The following is a 17,015-nucleotide window of genomic DNA, read 5'->3' on the forward strand; positions in this document are numbered from 1 at the left end:
TTCCGTCGTCGAATCCGGCCCCCGGGCCGCCCCAGCATGGAGGCGCGCATGGCACCTTATCTGAGCGTAGAACGCATCGAGAAGCGGTACAACGACACGCAGGTCCTGACCGACATCAACCTGAGCGTGATGAAGGGCGAAATGATCTGCTTCCTGGGGCCGTCCGGCTGCGGCAAGACCACGCTGCTGCGGATCATCGCCGGGCTCGAGACGCAGAATGCCGGCCACATCATGCAGGACGGCCGCGACATCTCGCGGCTGCCGCCGCAACTGCGCGACTACGGGATCGTGTTCCAGTCGTACGCGCTGTTCCCCAACCTCACCGTGTACGACAACGTCGCGTACGGGCTCGTGAACCGCAAGATGAAGCGCGACGCGATCCACGAGCGCGTGCACACGCTGCTCGCGCTGGTCGGACTGCCCGACAGCCATCGCAAGCATCCGGGCCAGCTGTCCGGCGGCCAGCAGCAGCGCATCGCACTGGCACGCGCGCTCGCGACCTCCCCCGGCCTGCTGCTGCTCGACGAGCCGCTGTCGGCACTCGACGCGCGGGTGCGCGTGCGGCTGCGCCAGGAGATCCGCGCGCTGCAGCAGCGGCTCGGCGTGACGACGATCATGGTCACGCACGACCAGGAAGAAGCGCTGTCGATGGCCGACCGCATCGTCGTGATGAACCACGGCGTGATCGAGCAGATCGGCACGCCGCTCGAAATCTACCGGCAGCCCGCGTCGCCGTTCGTCGCGGACTTCATCGGCCGCGTCAACACGATTCCCGCCGAAGTCGCGCAGGACGGCACGCTGCGCGCGGGTGCGGTCGGCTTCGACTGCCGCCACGGTGCGGCTCGCCCTGCGCAGGGCGCAGCCGTGTCCGTGTACGTGCGGCCGGAAGACCTGCGCATCCGCGTGCCGGGCGAGACGGCCGACAACGTGCTGGCCGGCCGCGTCGAGAAGCTCGAATTCCTCGGCGCGTTCTGCCGCGTGAGCTTCCGGATCGACGGGCTCGACGGCCAGGAGATCGTCGCCGACCTGTCGTATCACGACGTCGACCGCACCGGCGTGCAGGCCGGCGCGCGCATCGACCTCGCGCTCGATCGCGAGCATGTCCGCGTGTTCCCGAGCGCGAAGGAGCGACTGCAATGAGCACCGTCCTGACCGAGCGCCGCCGCGGCGCCTCTGCCCCCGCCGACGTGCGGCAGATCACGCACTGGCACGACCGCATCGCGCAGCTCGCGCTCGTCGCGATGGCCGCGCTGATGTCGATGTTCCTGCTGCTGCCGCTCGCGCTCGTCGTGCAGAAATGCTTCGTCGATGCGGACGGGCGCTTCGTCGGCGCGCACAACTTCGTCGAGTATCTCGAGGACAGCGGCGTGCTGCGCTCGATGCTGCATTCGCTGACGGTCGGCGCGCTCGTCACGTCGATCGTCGTGCCGATGGCGTTCACGTTCGCGTATGCGCTGACCCGCTCGTGCATGCCGCTGAAGAACGCCGCGCGCACGATCGCGCTGTTGCCGCTGCTCGCGCCGACGCTGTTGTCCGCGGTGTCGTTCATCTACTGGTTCGGCAACGCGGGGCTGCTCAAGCCGCTGCTGCACGGCCATTCGATCTACGGGCTGCCGGGCATCGTGCTGAGCATGGTGTATGCGTCGTTCCCGCACGTGCTGATGATCCTCGTCACCGCGCTGTCGCTGGCCGACGGCCGGCTCTACGAGGCCGCCGACGCGATGGGCACGAGTCGCATCCGCAAGTTCTTCACGATCACGCTGCCGGGCGCGAAGTACGGCTTGATCAGCGCGACGATGGTGGCGTTCACGATGTGCATCAACGACTTCGGCGTGCCGGTGGTGATCGGCGGTTCGTACAACGTACTGTCGACCGACATCTACAAGCTGATCATCGGCCTGCAGGATTTCAACCGCAGCGCGGTCGTGAGCCTGATGCTGTTGTGCCCCGCCCTCGTCGCGTTCGGCGTCGACTTCTTCATCCGCCGCCGCCAGCAGTCGCAGCTCGGCGCGCGCTCGACGCCGTACCAGCCGAAGCCGTCGCGCGGCTTCGACGCCGCGATGCTCGCGTACTGCGGCATCGTGTGCGCGTTCTTCATCGCGGTGGTCGGCATCTCGGTGTTCGCGTCGTTCGTGAAGTTCTGGCCGTACCAGATGCGCGTCGGGCTGCAGCACTACGAGATGGGCCTGATCGGCGCCGGCATCTTCGACGCGTACAAGAACAGCCTGCGGATGGCCGCGACGGTGGCGCTCGGCGGCACGATCGTCGTGTTCGGCGGCGCCTACCTGATCGAGAAGACCCGCGGCGCGCGCTGGCTGCGCGGCTTCATCGCGCTGTGCGCGATCCTGCCGATGGGCGTGCCGGGGCTCGTGCTCGGCATCAGCTACATCTTCCTGTTCAACGCGCCCGGCAATCCGCTGAACGGGCTGTACGGGTCGCTGTGGCTGCTCGCGATCGTCACGGTGGTGCACTACTACGCATCGAGCCACCTGACGGCCGTCACCGCGCTCCGGCAGATCGACAGCGAATTCGAGGCCGTGTCCGCGTCGCTGAAGGTGCCGTTCTACAAGACCTTCCTGCGCGTGACCGTGCCGGTATGCCTGCCGGCGATCCTGCTGATCGCGCGCTACCTGTTCGTCAACGGGATGACGACGGTCTCGGCCGTGGCCTTCCTCTACTCGCCCGACACGCAGCCCGCCTCGGTCGCGATCCTGAACCTCGACGACGCGGGCCAGATGGGCCCGGCCGCCGCGATGGCCACGCTCGTGCTCGCGACCTCGTCGTTCGCGTGCGTGCTGTTCGCGTGCATCTCGCATCGACTGCTGCGCCGTACGCAGGCCTGGCGCAATCCGCATCGCCGTTGATTCTTTGACCGTATTCACGTGACGTCCCGACTTCATCAAGGAGACACCATGACGCTCGCCGCCCAGCCCATCCTGCTCACCCCTGGCCCCCTGACGACCTCCGACACCACGCGCGACGCGATGCTGCGCGACTGGGGATCGTGGGACAGCGACTTCAACGCGATCACCGCGCGCTTGCGCGAACGCCTGCTGCAGATCGTGCACGGCGAAGGCACGCACGAATGCGTGCCGCTGCAAGGCAGCGGCACGTTCTCGGTCGAAGCGGCCCTCGGCACGCTCGTGCCGCGCGACGGCCACGTGCTCGTGCCGAACAACGGCGCGTACTGCCAGCGCATCGCGAAGATCTGCCGCGTGCTCGGCCGCCAGCTGACGACGATCGACTACAGCGAGGATCGCCGCGTCGATCCGGCCGACGTCGAGCGCGCGCTCGCCGCCGATCCGACCATTACGCACGTCGCGCTCGTGCATTGCGAAACCGGCGCCGGCGTGCTGAACCCGCTGCACGACATCGCGCAGGTCGTCGCGAAGCACGGCCGCGCGCTGATCGTCGATGCGATGAGCTCGTTCGGCGCGATCGACATCGATGCGCGCACGACACCGTTCGACGCGGTGATCGCCGCATCCGGCAAATGCCTCGAAGGCGTGCCGGGGCTCGGCTTCGTGATCGCGAAGCGCAGCGCGCTCGAACGCTGCGAAGGCAACAGCCACTCGCTCGCGATGGACCTGTACGACCAGTGGGTCTACATGCAGCGCACGACGCAGTGGCGCTTCACGCCGCCGACGCACGTGGTCGCGGCACTCGACGCCGCCGTCGCGCAATACGTCGACGAAGGCGGGCTCGCGGCACGCGGCGGCCGCTACCAGCGCAACTATCGCGCGCTGATCGACGGGATGCTCGCGCTCGGCTTCCGGCCGTTCCTCGATCCGGCGATCCAGGCGCCGATCATCGTCACGTTCCATGCACCGGACGATCCGAACTACGACTTCAAGCGGTTCTATCAGGAGGTCAAGCAGCGCGGCTACATCCTGTATCCGGGCAAGCTGACCGAAGTGGAGACGTTCCGGGTCGGCTGCATCGGCCACTTCGGCGAAGCCGGCATCCCGGGCGCGGTCGCCGCGATCGCCGACACGCTGCGCGCGATGGGCGTGCGTCGCGTGTCGGCCGAAGCAGCAGCGTGACGTGACGTGATGTAACCCGCCGCATGCACGTTCGCATGCGGCGGCCGTCATTTTTTCGGGCCGCGCGCGGCGCGCCCCTTTTCGACGAACCCTCCCATGCGACCCTTCTGGATCGAACAAGCGCTGTTCAACGACGGCGATCTCGCCCCCGCGCTGCAGGGTGCGACGCAGGCCGACGTGTGCATCGTCGGCGGCGGCTTCACGGGGCTCTGGACGGCCATCCAGGCGAAGCAGCAGAACCCGGCGCTCGACATCGTGATCGTCGAGGCCGATCTGTGCGGCGCCGGCGCGAGCGGTCGCAACGGCGGCTGCCTGCTCACGTGGTCCGCGAAGTTCCTCACGCTGCGGCGGCTGTTCGGCGAAGCCGAGGCGATCCGGCTCGTGAAGGCCTCCGAAGCGGCCGTGCAGCACATCGCCGATTTCTGCCGCGCGCACGCCATCGATGCCGAGCTGCGGCTCGACGGCACGCTGTACACCGCGACGTCGCGTGCGCAGGTCGGCACGCTCGCGCCGGTGCTCGACGCGCTCGCCGCATGCGGGATCCACAGCTACGAGCCGCTGCCGCCCGCCGAAGTCGCGCGCCGCTCGGGGTCCGCCCGCAATCTCGACGGCGTCTACTCGCCGATCGCCGCGACCGTGCATCCCGGCAAGCTCGTGCGCGGGCTGCGCCGCGTCGCGCTCGCGATGGGCATCCGGGTCTACGAGCGCACGCCGATGCTCGACTTCACGCCCGGGCAGCCGGCCGTCGTGCGCACGCCGTCCGGCACCGTGCGTGCGGGCAAGCTCGTGTTCGCGATCAACGCGTGGATGGCGAGCCGCTTCCCGCAGTTCGAACGGACGATCGCGGTCGTGTCGAGCGACATGGTCATCACCGAGAAATGCCCCGAGCTGCTCGAAAAGACCGGGCTCGTGGACGGCGTGTCGGTGCTCGATTCGCGGATCTTCGTCTACTACTACCGCACCACCGCCGACGGGCGGCTGATGCTCGGCAAGGGCGGCAACACGTTCTCGTGGCGCAGCCGCATCGCGCCCGTGTTCGACCGGCGCTCGCCGTACGAGGCGCAACTGACGCAAAGCCTGCGCGAGTTCTTTCCGTCGCTCGCGGGCGTGCCGGTCACCGCGAGCTGGAACGGGCCGTCGGATCGTTCAGTGACGGGCTTCCCGTTCTTCGGCCGCCTCGACGACGCGCCGAACGTGTTCTACGGCTTCGGCTACTCGGGTAACGGCGTGGGGCCGACCTACATGGGCGGGCAGATCCTGTCGTCGCTCGTGCTCGGCCTCGACAACGCATGGACGCGCAGCCCGATCGTGCGCGGCCCGCTTGGTCATTTCCCGCCTGAGCCGATCCGCTATGTCGGCGCGCACGTCGTGCGCAATGCGATCCGCCGCAAGGAGCGCGCGGAAGACGAGAGCAGGCGGCCGGCAGTTGTCGACACGTGGCTCGCGAAATTCGCGAGCGCGGCCGGGAAGGCCGACAAGGCGTGACGATGCGTTGACCTTCAGGTCATGCATGACCTGAAGCCGCAATGAAAAAAGGGACGCTGCGAAGCGTCCCTTTGCTTTTGTGCGGCAACTATTTCGCGGCAACCCGTGCAGGCGTTGCCGCGCACTTACGCGCGCACGGCCTTCTCCCGCGCCGACTTGCCCGTCGACGGCAGCCCCTGCTCATGCGTGCGGCGCATGCGCTCGAGGCCGTGCGACACGTGCTCGCGCACGAGCGCCACCGCCTGCGCTTCATCGCCACCCGCGAGCGCCTGCACGATCTTGTCGTGCTCGGCCGCGGACACGGCGATCGCATCCTCCTCGGCCTCGATTGCCGCCTGGCGCAGCAGGCCGAGCTGGCGCACGAGCCGGCGGTAGGTATCGGTGAGATGCGTATTGCCGACGCCGACGACCATCGCATCGTGGAACTGCACGTTCAGCTCGGTATAGCGCGTGACGTCGTGCGTCTTCGCGGCGTCCTTCATCGACTGGATGATGCCCTTCAGCACCTTCAGCGTGTCGGGCGAGATACGCTTCGCTAGCGCGCGCGCGACCGACTCGTCGAGCATCGCGCGCACTTCGTAGATCTCCTCGGCTTCGCGCAGCGGCACGACGCGCACCGTCACGCCGCGGTTCTTCTCGTTGCGCAGCAGGCCGGCCTGCTCGAGCGCGCGGAACGCTTCGCGCACGGGGCCGCGCGACACGTTCAGCTTGGTCGCGATCTCGACTTCGTTGAGCTTCTCGCCGGGCGCGTATTCGCCGGAGACGATCGCGCGCTCGAGCATGTCCTGGACGATCATCGCGAGCGACTGGCTTTGCAGGAGTTCGATGGCGCTGAGCGCGTTCGGGGCTGTCATGGTCGGGCAGGCAGCAGGGCTGCGGTAGAAAACGAGGGCGCCATATCGGCGAATGATCCTTGTATACCCTCGGCCCGGCACATTGTCAACAGTTTTCAGTTTCCAAAAGCCAATTCCGCCTGCCGGAATGCAACCGATGCGCAACCGGCAGGCGGCGGTCGCGCGGCGGGCTGACCTCACCCGTCTCGCGCGACGCGTGGCGGCCGTCAGGCCGTCGGGTGCTTCACCGGCCCCGGATCGCTTTGGCTCGGCCGGCCCGTCTCGACGTGGCCCGCGAAGCGGCGCACGACCTTGTCGTCGCCGCCGCGCAGCGTCGTCGCGGTGATCGTCAGATCGTACCAGCCGTGGCTCGACGACAGCTCGAAGTGATCCTCGATGCGCTCGCCCGGCTCCAGCGTGTAGGTCCGCGCATGCTTGTGGCTGTATGCGTTGTCGACCGTCACGCGGCACGTCGCGCGCCCGCTGTTGCGCAGTTGCAGGTACACGTGGCGGTTGCGCACGTCGTAGCCGATCCGCGCTTCGGGGTTCGCATGGCGGCCGTCCGCCGCGAGCCGTGTGTTGCCCTGGAACTCGCACAGATAGCCGTTCGGGCCATACGCCGCGAGATGGTAGTCGCCGCGCGCGGCCGACGTGTTCCACGTGTCGACGAAGCGGTCGTGCGCGGACACCGCATAGCGGCGCGGCGCCGTCGTCGGGTTGCGGCGGTCGTACACGTAGAACGCGGCGCCTGCGTCACCGGTGTTCGCGAAGTCGAGCGACACGCTGTCGTCGTGCCCGCTCACGCGGCTGTGCACGAACAGCTCGTACGGCAGCGCACGGGCCGGACGCGTGCCCGGCTCCTGCGTCGGCATCGACTGCTGCGCGGGCACCTGGTACGCCTGGCCGGCCGTCGCGATGTGTTGCGGCACCGTGAAGCTGACCGTGCGCGTGTCGGGGCGCGCGGAAAAGTCGAATGCCGACGTCAGGTCGCCGCAGATCGACCGGCGCCATGCGCTGATGTTCGGCTCCTTCACGCCGAAACGTGCTTCGAGGAAACGCAGCACCGACGTATGGTCGAACGTCTCCGAGCACACCCAGCCGCCCTTCGTCCACGGCGAGATGATGATCAGCGGCACGCGCGGCCCGAGGCCGATCGGCTGGATGCCGCCCGGGTCGGCGCCCGGCACGAGCGGGCTCATTTCGCCGGGGTACTTGTTCAGGTCGAGCAGCTCGTCGCCGAGATTCGACAGCAGGTTCGACGACACGATGCCCTGGCCGCCCACGCCGCTCGTGACCGGCGGCACCGGCGGCACGACGTGGTCGAACAGCCCGTCGTTCTCGTCGTAGTTCAGGATGAACACCGTCTTCGCCCACACTTCCGGGTTCGACGTGAGCGCCTCGAGCACCATGTTGATGTAGAACGCGCCGTCGGTCGGCGACGCCTGCGGGTGCTCGCTGTACTTGTACGGCGACACGATCCACGACACCTGCGGCAGCCGGTTCGCCTGCACGTCGGCCTTCAGCTCGGCGAGCGTGTGGTCCGACGCGCCCTTGTCGACCAGCGGGCCGCTCGCGCCTTCCTTCACCTGGAAGCGCTTGAAGAACATCAGCGAGTTGTCGGTGTAGTTGTCGGTCGGGTCGCCCGGGATGCCCGTGCCGCCCTGGTACACCTTCCAGCTGATCTTCGCGTTCTCGAGGCGTTCCGCGTAGGTCGTCCACGTGTAGCCGTTCACGTCGTCGCGCTCGCCGATGCCCGGGCCGTTCGGCGGGTTGCCGTAGATGTTGCGCGGGTCGACCGTGCCGGTCCACAGGTAGATGCGGTTCGGCGCGGTGTCGGCGTGCGCGGAGCAGAAGTACGAATCGCAGATCGTGAACGCGTCGGCCAGTGCGTAGTGGTACGTGAGATCCTGGCGCTTCAGGTAGCCCATCGTCAGCACGTCCTGCTTCTGGTTCACCCACTGGTCCCACTGGCCGTTGTTCCAGGACAGGTGGCCGCTGCTCCAGCCGTGGTTGGTGCCCGGCTGGAATTCGGTCGTCTGCTTCGGGTCGAGGTAGAACGGCAGCACGTACGGCGCCGACGGATCGAGGCCGCGCGAATGGTAGTTCTTCGTGAACACCGACGCCGGCGGCTGCTGCCACACCGGTGCACCGCTCGGCAGCAGGTGCGGGCGCGGGTCGTTGAAGCCGCGCACGCCGCGCAGCCCGCCGAAGTAATGGTCGAACGAACGGTTTTCCTGCATGAAGATCACGACGTGTTCGACGTCGCGGATCGTGCCCGTGCGATAGGCGGCCGGCATCGCCAGCGCATTGCGGATCGCGGGCGGGAAGCCCGCGTAGGCGGCCATCGCGCCGGCGGACTGCGCGGCGAGGCGCAGGAAATCGCGTCGATTGTTCGAGGACATGAAGAGAACCCTGTTGTCGATAGGAGTGGGGCGCCGGTCGAGCGGGGCCGGCGGTGGTGCGTTGCCGTTATTACCCCGCATCGGCGTGTCCCGGCCGTGACCGGTTACCGCAGGTTTCTTTGGGTTACCCCCAGGAATTTTTTCGAAGCGGCGCACGACGCGCCTTTCATCCGGCCGACATACGCGTGCGCTACGCTGACGCGCGATACAGAGGGGAGAAGCCGAGTCGTGTTCGATCAGCTGAAGGCGTTCCACGCGACCGTCCGACAGGGCAGCATCACGCGCGCCGCGCGCCACCTGGGCGTGAGCCAGCCGACGATCGCCGCGCAGATCCGGCAGGTCGAGCAGGTGTACGGCGTCGAGCTGTTCTACCGCAGCGGCCGCAAGCTCGAGGTCACCGAGACGGGCATCGAGCTGCTGCCGCTCGTCGAGAAGATGATCGCGCTCGAGGCGCAGGCCGACATCATGCTGCGCAACGTCGGCGGCCTGTTCGAAGGCCACCTGCGGATCGGCGCGACGGGGCCGTACTACATCATGGACGCGGTCGGCCGCTTCTCGAGCGCGCACCCGTCGATCGCGCTCACGTGCCGGATCGGCAACTCCGAGGAGATCCTGCAGGCGCTGCAGGAATTCCGCATCGACCTCGCCGTCTCGTCGCAGCGCAACGACGCCGACGGCCTCGAACGCAAGGTGATCTCGACCGACCCGCTCGTGCTCGTCGTGCATCGCAACCATCCGCTCGCGCGCTTCGACACGATCGAGCCGGCGCAACTCGCCGACGTGCGGCTGCTGATTCGCGAGGAAGGCTCGGTCACGCGCCGCTGCACGGAGACGATTCTCGAGGCGGCCGGTGTCGCGGCCGTCTCGGTGGCCGAGATCGGCAGCCGCGAAGCGATCCGCGAGGCGATCCTGCACGGCGTGGGCGGCAGCCTGTTTCCGCTCGGCGAGGCCGAACGTCATCCGGATTTGCGCGTGATCGCGCTGCGCGGCGTCGACACGACGATCGACGAATACGTGTACTACCTGAAGGCGCGCCGCCAGAGCCCCGCGATCGACGCATTCCTCGCCTGCATCCTGCCGGCCGGCAGCGACGCACCGGGACGGAAGAAGCCGGACGAACGGCGCGGCGGGTGAACGCGCGCCGAACTGCCGCGCGCTCACCGGTTCCGCACTTCAATGGCGCTTTTCCCGCGCCTTCCCTCGTTTTTCCTCGTGCCTTCCTTCTGCCGTCGCGCTCACCTCACTTCGGCAGTGCCGGAATCATCCACGTCAGCACGTGCTGCTGCAGGAACACCAGCACACCGAGCAACAGCGTGAGAATCACGCTGTGCCAGAAGGTGCGCGCGAACACGACACCTTCCTGTCCTTTCAGGTCCGTCGTCGATACCCCCGTCGCGATGTTCTGCGGCGAGATCATCTTGCCCATCACGCCGCCCGACGAGTTGGTCGCGGCCATCAGCACCGGATCGAGGCCGAGCTGCCGCGCGGCGACGACCTGCAGGTTGCCGAACAGCGCATTGCCCGACGTGTCGCTGCCGGACAGGAACACCGCAATCCACCCGAGCGACGCGGACACCAGCGGGAACAGCGCACCGGTCGACGCGACGCCGGTGCCGAGCGTGTAGCTGATCCCCGAGTAGTTCAGCAGGTACGCGAGCCCGACGATCATCATCACCGTGACGATCGCGATCCACGTCTGCCGCCAGGTCTTGACCACGCAATCGAAGAAATCGCCCACGCCGGTGCGTGTCAGCGCGGCCGTGATGATCGCCGAGAGCAGGATCGCGGTGCCCGTGCCGAGCGGCTGGAAGTCCCAGATCGCCGCATACGGCTTGTGGTACAGCGACACGAACACGGCGTTGTGCAGGCCTGGCCACTTGATCTTCACGTCGCCGATCGCCGCGATGTTCGCGTGCACCCATACGATCACGACCACCGACACGACGAGCCACGGCAGCCAGCCGCCGAAGCCCGCGCGCGCGGCGCCGGCCGTTGCCGGCACACTGCGCGCGAGCGCGTATTGCGGATCGGGCTGCGGCTTCCACACCTGCAGGAAACCGATCGTGACGATCAGCGACGTGAGCGACGACAGCACGTCGGTGAGCTGGTAGCCGAGGAAGTTCGACGTGACGAACTGCGCGATCGCGAAGCTGCCGCCCGACACGAGCAGCGCGGGCCACAGCTTCGAGATCGAGCGCAGCCCGCCGTACGCGCCGACCACGTAGAACGGCAGCAGCAGCGCGAAGAACGGCAGCTGGCGGCCGACCATCTGCGCGAGGGTCGCGGGCGGCAGCGACGTGACCGCGCCGAGCACGGTGATCGGCACGCCGAGCGCGCCGAACGCAACCGGCGCCGTGTTGAACAGCAGCGTGTAGGTGAGCGCTTCGAGCGCGGGGAAGCCGAGCGCGATCAAGAGGGCGCTCGTGATCGCGACGGGCGTGCCGAATCCCGAGATCCCTTCGAGCAGGCAGCCGAACGAGAACGCGACGACGAGCAGCACGAGGCGGCGATCGTCGGGCAGGTTGTCCAGCATCCACTGCCGGAACTGGTCGAAGCGGCCCGACTTCACCGCAATGTTGTACAGCAGCAGCGCGTTGAAGACGATCCACATCACCGGCACGACCGCGAGCGCCATGCCCGCGCCGACCGCGTTGAACGCGAGCCCGGCCGGCATGCCCCATGCGCCGATCGCGACCGCGAGGCCCGCGACGAGCCCGGCGAGCGACGCCTGCCACGCGGGGCGGCGCAGCACGCCGAGCGCGATCAGCGCGACCGCGATCGGGATCGCGGCGACGAGGAAGGACAGCAGCAGCGAGTGGGCGACCGGCGTCAGCGGCTGTGCGAAGACGATGCCGGGCGGTAGGGCGTCGGTGGGGTTCATCGTGTCTCCAGATGTCGACCCGAGTTGGCGCTTTAGCGCTTACTCGGGTCCCATGCCTTGCGCTGACGACCCGAGCTGGCAACGGGATGCCCCGGGTTCGGTACAAGGCGATGTCCTGCGGTCACGACAACGATCAGGCGCTTGCGCACGCAACGACGTTGCACGGCCAACCGATCAGTCGCTTAAAAGAGGTTAGGAGGCGCGCGGCGCTTGTACAAGGAGGGCAAGCCCGATCCGTGCCGACCCGATACGCCCGCGCCGCCGCCCGCTGACCGGCAGCAGGCAGCCCGCTGTCGTATTCGACAGAAAGGCCGCCGCGAGCAGCTCCCCCCGCGCAATGTTGCACCTGCGGCAAAGGTGCCTGACGACGGGCGGGATGTTTCGTTTGGCGTCCGAAGCCTAGACTGGTCGCATCGATTCCGCCCGCGCCGGCCACGGCAGGCACGGCACCGGAACCTCACGGAGTGAACACGATGAAGACGATGAAACGGGCGGCATGCGCCTGTGTGCTGATCGGCGCGGCCTTCGCCGCTCACGCGCAGGCCGCGTCGACGCTGACGCGCGCCCAGGTCCGCCAGGAACTCGTGGAGCTGCAGGCCGCCGGCTACCGGACGAGCCTCGCCAGCAGTCCCGACTTTCCGGACCACATGCAGGCGATCATGCGCCGTGCCGCACAGGCACGTGGCGAGGACACCGGCTACGGCAGCGAAGGCGGGGCAAACGTGGAATCGGGCAAGCCGGCGCTACCGCACGCGATCGACCGCGGCACCTACGCGCATCACTGACGGCAAATTCAACCGGATCGAGCACACAACGGTGCGACCCGACCGGCGACGGAGAGACGCATCGCGCACCGCGCCGACCGACGCGATGCACGTGCGCAGGCATCACACGCTGAAGCGGTTCAGCGTGTAGGCGCGGTAGGCCGCGACGAACGCGTCGAACGAACCGGCCTCCTTCGCTTCGAGTTCGGCCTGCTCGGCCAGCGATTTCGCCGCGAGCGCCTGCTCGGTGCGCAGCGTCTCCGCCGACGGCGGATGCGCACGGAAATGCGCGGCATGCGCTTCGCTCTGCGCCAGCGCGAACCCGAGGAACGACTGGCCGCGCTCGCGCATCGTGCGCAGCACACGCGCGGACGGCGTGCGCTCCGGATCGGCGAGTTTCTCGCGTTGTGCAGCGATTGCGCGCACATGCTCGTCGCCGCCGCGGATCTCGTCGAGACGACGGCCGACGGTTTCGATATCGGCCATCAGGTCGTCCGCCCATGCCTGCAGCGTGACCGGCTGGCCGTCGCGCTGCAGCGTGAGCCCCGGCTTGCGCCCTTCCATCGTCACGCTGCCGAAGTTCGCGTTTGCTTCCTTGTACGCGGGGCAGTCGAGCGCCGGACTCTCGTCGAGCGCGCACGCGAGCAGGAACGCGTCGATGAAGCGCGCGGTTTCCAGTGCGATGCCGGTCGGCTCGAACGGATCGATGTCGAGACAGCGCACCTCGATGTACTGCACGCCGCGCGACGCGAGCGCATGCAGCGGCCGCTCGCCCGAATACGTGACGCGCTTCGGCCGGATCGTCGAGTAGAACTCGTTCTCGATCTGCAGCACGTTCGTGTTGATCTGGATCCACTCGCCGTCGCGATGCGTGCCGATCGCCTCATACGCCGGATACGGCTCGCTCACGGCTTTCGACAGCGCGTCGAGATAGCCGGGCAGCGTGTTGTAGTCGACGTGCAGCGCGGCCTGGGCGGTCGTGTTCGAGTAGCCGAGATCGCTCATTCGCAGGCTCGTCGCATGCGGCAGGTACAGCGTATCGGCATCGAACGTGTCGAGCTTGTGCGGCTTGCCGCGCAGGAACTTCGTGTCGAGCGCGGGCGACGCGCCGAACAGGTACATCAGCAGCCAGCTGCGGCGGCGGAAGTTGCGGATCTGCGCGAGATAGCGCTCCGACTGGTAATCGACGAGCGTGGCCGTCGAGCCCTCTTCCGCATGCAGGCGCCGCCACACTTCCTCGTGCAGCGAGTAGTTGTAGTGGATGCCGGCGATGCACTGCATCGTGCGGCCGTAGCGATACGCGAGGCCGCGCCGGTACACCGTCTTCAGGCGGCCGATGTTCGACGTGCCGTAGTCGGCGATCGGGATCTGGTCGTCGGCCGGCAGCAGGCCGGGCATCGAGTCGTTCCACAGCATCTCGTCGCCGAGCGACGCATAGACGTAGCGATGCAGATCGTCGAGACGCTCGAGCGTGATCGCGGCGTCGCCTTCCGCAGGCGTGATCAGCTCGATCAGCGCTTCGGAATAGTCGGTCGTCAGCGCCGGATGCGTGAGCGCCGAACCGAGTGCGCGCGGATGCGGCGTGAACGCGATCATCCCGTCGCGCGTCACGCGCAGGCTTTCCTTTTCGATGCCGCGCAGGCCGTCGGGCAGATGCTGCCGCGTCGGGCCCGAGCTCAGCGCGTCGAGGCGATTCAGCAGCAGTTCGGACTGGCGGTGAGTCATGGTGTTCGACATGGAGACGCAAGTGCGTGACGGCCGCGCGCAGAACGCCGCGCGCGGCCGGCTGGATTGTTGGTCGCTTCGTTGGTAGCGGGCACTTTAACATCTCGCCGAAACACGCGCTTGAGGTGGCGCCGGGCACGGTGCGCGGGCCGGAGCGGGCCGCCGGGCGGGCCGGTCGCGGCGGTCGCCGCGTCTGCGACCGGTTCCATGCGGCGGCCACGGGCACGCCGGTTACGCGAATTCGTCGGACGGAACGTGATGCGCGAACGGGTGGCGGCAGGTGCAACCCTGCCGCTGAACCGATCGCGGAAAGCGGGGTAAGTGGGCATCGCGCGCACGGCATCCGGCCGACGACGGATGCGCGGAATTGCCGTGACGGCCGGTGCTGTGTCCGGCGTCCGGCGTCCGGCGTCCGGCGTCCGGCGTCCGGCGTCCGGCGTCCGGCGTCCGGTGTCCGGTGTCCGGTGTCCGGTGTCCGGTGTCCGGTGTCCGGTGTCCGGTGTCCGGTGTCCGGTGTCCGGTGTCCGGTGTCCGGTGTCCGGCGGTTAGCCTACGCAGGTCGGCATGACCTGCGCAACGGGTTGCATCGCGGCCTCGCCAGGTCGCAGCCGGCCGCAGGCCACAGCCATCACCCGCCGCGCGCGCCGCCCGCCCGGTCGGCCACCTCATTCCACAAATGCAGCGCCGCGTACGCGCGCCACGGCCGCCAGCCCTCGGTGCGGTGCTTCTGGGTCGCGAGCCGGTCGAGCGCCGGATCGCGCGCGGCGATCGACTGCATCAGCACGAGATCGGAGGCCGGCCACGCGTCCGGATCGCGCCAGGCGCGCATCGCGATGTATTCGACGGTCCACGGGCCGATGCCGGGCAGATCGAGCCACGCACTGCGCAGCGTCGCGAGACCGGCGTGCTCGCGATCGACCGGCACGTCACCGGCCGCCACCGCGCGCGCCACGCCCGTCAGGGCCGCCACCCGCTTGCCGGGCATCCCGATCTTGTCGAGATCGCAGGCGGCCAGCGCATCGGGCGTCGGGAAGCGCCATGCGGGCGCGCCGTCGTCTTCCTGAACCACGCGCTCGCCGGCCCGTTCGACGAGCCGGCCGACGATCGTCGTCGCGGCCTTCACGCTCACCTGCTGGCCGACGATCGCGCGCACGGCCAGCTCGAACCCCGACCATGCGCCGGGCACACGCAGCCCCGGCGCGGCCTCGACGAGCGGCGCAAACCACGGATCGCGCGCGAGCCCGCTGCCGATGGCGGCCGGATCGGCGCCGAGGTCGAACATCGTCGCGACGCGCATGGCGAACGCATCATCGACATAGCGCGCGACCGCGCCTTCGACCGTCGCGACCAGGCAGTGCTTGCGCGGATGTTTCGCGACCGTGAGCCGGCCGGCATCGCCGTGCAGGTCGACGATGCGGCGATACACACCGTCCGCCACCTGCTCGACACCCGGAATCGCGCGCCCGCTGAAAAAGCGCAGCACGCGCGCCCAGTCGTAAGGCGCATTGAAGCGCAGTTCCATTTGCGCGGACGGCGGCACATGGCCGCCGTTCACGATGGAGGTGATGGTTGCTTTTGCGATGCTCAAACTGCGCTGCCCTCCGCAACGGATTCGGTTTGATCGTCGTGCACATGACGCGCTTCGGACGCGAGCAGCGTCGCCTTGCGGCGCACACCCCAACGATACCCGGAAAGCGCGCCGCCCTTCTGTACGACGCGGTGGCACGGGATCGCGAGCGCGACCGGATTCGATGCGCACGCGGATGCAACAGCGCGTACCGCGCGCGGCGCACCCAGCGCCTCGGCGATCTCCGAGTAGCTGCGCGTTTCGCCGTACGGAATATGCGTCAGCGCCTCCCACACGCGCTGCTGGAATGCGGTCGGCGCGATGTCGAGCGGCAGATCGAACGCGTGCCGTGTGCCATCCAGATACGCGCGGATCTGCGTGACGAACGGCGCGAGCCGTGCCGACGCTTCGACCAGCTCGGCGCGCGCGAACGCATCCCTCAACTCGCCGACGAGCGCGGCCGGCTCGTCGCCGAACGCGATCCGGCAGATGCCCTGCTCGGTCGCGGCGACGAGCACGGTGCCGAGTGACGTCGATGCGGTCGCATAGTCGATCCGCAGCCCTGCGCCCTGCCGGCGAAACGCCGACGGCGCCATCCCGAGCTCGCGCGGCACCGACGCATAAAGCCGCGACGGCGAGTTGAAGCCCGCGTCGACGGCCGCCTGCGTGACCGGCTGCCCGCTTTGCAGCGCCTGCCGCAGCGCGGCGCCGCGTTGCGCGGCCTGGTACTGCCGCGGTGACACGCCGACCACGCGCTTGAAGAGCCGCTGAAGGTGAAACGGGCTCACGTGCACGGCGTCGCTCAACTGCTGCAGCGTGAGCCGTTCGGCATGCGCGTCGAGCACCGCGCACGCGCGGTTGACGATCTCGAGCTCGCGCGGCAGCCCTTCCGGCTGGCAGCGCTTGCAGGGCCGGAAGCCGGCCGCACGCGCGGCGGCCGTATCGGCGAAGAAGGACACATTTTCGCGACGCGGCAACCGCGACGCACAGGTCGGGCGGCAGAACACGCCGGTCGTGCTCACGGCGTAGAAGAACGCGCCGTCCGCATGCGGATCGCGCTCGGTGACGGCGCCCCAGCGGGCATCATCGGTCGGATAGGCGGTTTTCATCTGAACCTCGCACTCTCTAGTGTAGATGGTGCCTACTCTAGACATCGGCACGTGCCGTCGCGCCCTGAATCTTGCTCTGTGATTCGCCCCGGATAATCGGGGCACATCAACTGAAAATAAACCCGACAAAACGCGCGCGCCGGCTGTTCCGGCGCGGTTTTCGTCATTGTCCCGTCACCATTTTGCTGCAGTGCGGATGCGACAAA

General features: G+C 68.3%; 11 protein-coding genes and 1 pseudogene. 6 read left to right on the forward strand and 6 right to left on the reverse strand.

Annotated elements, in window-relative coordinates; genetic code table 11:
* Positions 1-48: 48 nt before the first annotated feature.
* From CFB39_RS17490 to CFB39_RS17505, 4 genes are all read left to right on the forward strand, one after another.
* Positions 49-1,140, forward strand: coding sequence for a putative 2-aminoethylphosphonate ABC transporter ATP-binding protein (locus CFB39_RS17490; RefSeq protein WP_089473757.1), 1,092 nt, complete (start codon positions 49-51; stop codon positions 1,138-1,140).
* On the forward strand, positions 1,137-2,864 hold the full coding sequence (locus CFB39_RS17495) for a putative 2-aminoethylphosphonate ABC transporter permease subunit (protein ID WP_089426609.1): 1,728 nt from the start codon (positions 1,137-1,139) through the stop codon (positions 2,862-2,864). The genes CFB39_RS17490 and CFB39_RS17495 overlap by 4 nt, the downstream gene beginning before the upstream one ends.
* A 48-nt stretch (positions 2,865-2,912) precedes the next feature.
* On the forward strand, positions 2,913-4,043 hold the full coding sequence (locus CFB39_RS17500; protein WP_089426610.1) for a 2-aminoethylphosphonate--pyruvate transaminase: 1,131 nt from the start codon (positions 2,913-2,915) through the stop codon (positions 4,041-4,043).
* A 96-nt stretch (positions 4,044-4,139) separates the two neighbouring features.
* Positions 4,140-5,528 carry an FAD-dependent oxidoreductase gene (locus CFB39_RS17505; RefSeq protein WP_089473758.1) on the forward strand — a complete coding sequence of 463 codons (1,389 nt, stop codon included), beginning with the start codon at positions 4,140-4,142 and terminating at the stop codon, positions 5,526-5,528.
* A 125-nt stretch (positions 5,529-5,653) separates the two neighbouring features.
* Here the strand turns inward: CFB39_RS17505 and CFB39_RS17510 are convergent, their stop codons facing one another.
* Both CFB39_RS17510 and CFB39_RS17515 read right to left on the reverse strand, forming a co-directional pair.
* Entirely contained in the window at positions 5,654-6,382 is a 729-nt protein-coding gene (locus CFB39_RS17510; protein WP_089473759.1) for a phosphonate utilization associated transcriptional regulator, read from the reverse strand.
* Positions 6,383-6,588: 206 nt separating this feature from the next.
* Complete coding sequence (locus CFB39_RS17515) at positions 6,589-8,763, reverse strand: phosphocholine-specific phospholipase C (RefSeq protein WP_089473760.1); 2,175 nt, start codon at positions 8,761-8,763, stop codon at positions 6,589-6,591.
* Between the two features lie 228 nt (positions 8,764-8,991).
* On the opposite strand from CFB39_RS17515, the pseudogene CFB39_RS17520 reads away from it, so the two are divergent.
* Positions 8,992-9,905: pseudogene (locus CFB39_RS17520) on the forward strand (LysR family transcriptional regulator); the annotation flags it as partial.
* Between the two features lie 98 nt (positions 9,906-10,003).
* Here the strand turns inward: CFB39_RS17520 and CFB39_RS17525 are convergent.
* Positions 10,004-11,644 (reverse strand): L-lactate permease, encoded by a 1,641-nt coding sequence (locus CFB39_RS17525; RefSeq protein ID WP_089473762.1) that lies wholly within the window; start codon positions 11,642-11,644, stop codon positions 10,004-10,006.
* 473 nt (positions 11,645-12,117) lie between these two features.
* Between CFB39_RS17525 and CFB39_RS17535 the strand changes: the two genes are divergently transcribed.
* Positions 12,118-12,429 carry a DUF4148 domain-containing protein gene (locus CFB39_RS17535; protein WP_089473809.1) on the forward strand — a complete coding sequence of 104 codons (312 nt, stop codon included), beginning with the start codon at positions 12,118-12,120 and terminating at the stop codon, positions 12,427-12,429.
* Positions 12,430-12,531: 102 nt separating this feature from the next.
* Here CFB39_RS17535 and gshA read toward each other — a convergent pair whose 3' ends face one another.
* From gshA to ada, 3 genes are all read right to left on the reverse strand, one after another.
* Positions 12,532-14,145 carry a glutamate--cysteine ligase gene (gshA, locus tag CFB39_RS17540; RefSeq protein WP_179257686.1) on the reverse strand — a complete coding sequence of 538 codons (1,614 nt, stop codon included), beginning with the start codon at positions 14,143-14,145 and terminating at the stop codon, positions 12,532-12,534.
* 616 nt (positions 14,146-14,761) lie between these two features.
* On the reverse strand, positions 14,762-15,721 hold the full coding sequence (locus CFB39_RS17550; RefSeq protein ID WP_089473766.1) for a DNA-3-methyladenine glycosylase: 960 nt from the start codon (positions 15,719-15,721) through the stop codon (positions 14,762-14,764).
* Complete coding sequence (gene ada / locus CFB39_RS17555) at positions 15,718-16,809, reverse strand: bifunctional DNA-binding transcriptional regulator/O6-methylguanine-DNA methyltransferase Ada (protein WP_089473767.1); 1,092 nt, start codon at positions 16,807-16,809, stop codon at positions 15,718-15,720. Before ada ends, CFB39_RS17550 begins: the two co-directional genes overlap by 4 nt.
* Positions 16,810-17,015: the final 206 nt, after the last annotated feature.

This window comes from Burkholderia sp. AU6039 (assembly GCF_002223365.1).
Classification (GTDB): Bacteria; Pseudomonadota; Gammaproteobacteria; order Burkholderiales; family Burkholderiaceae; genus Burkholderia.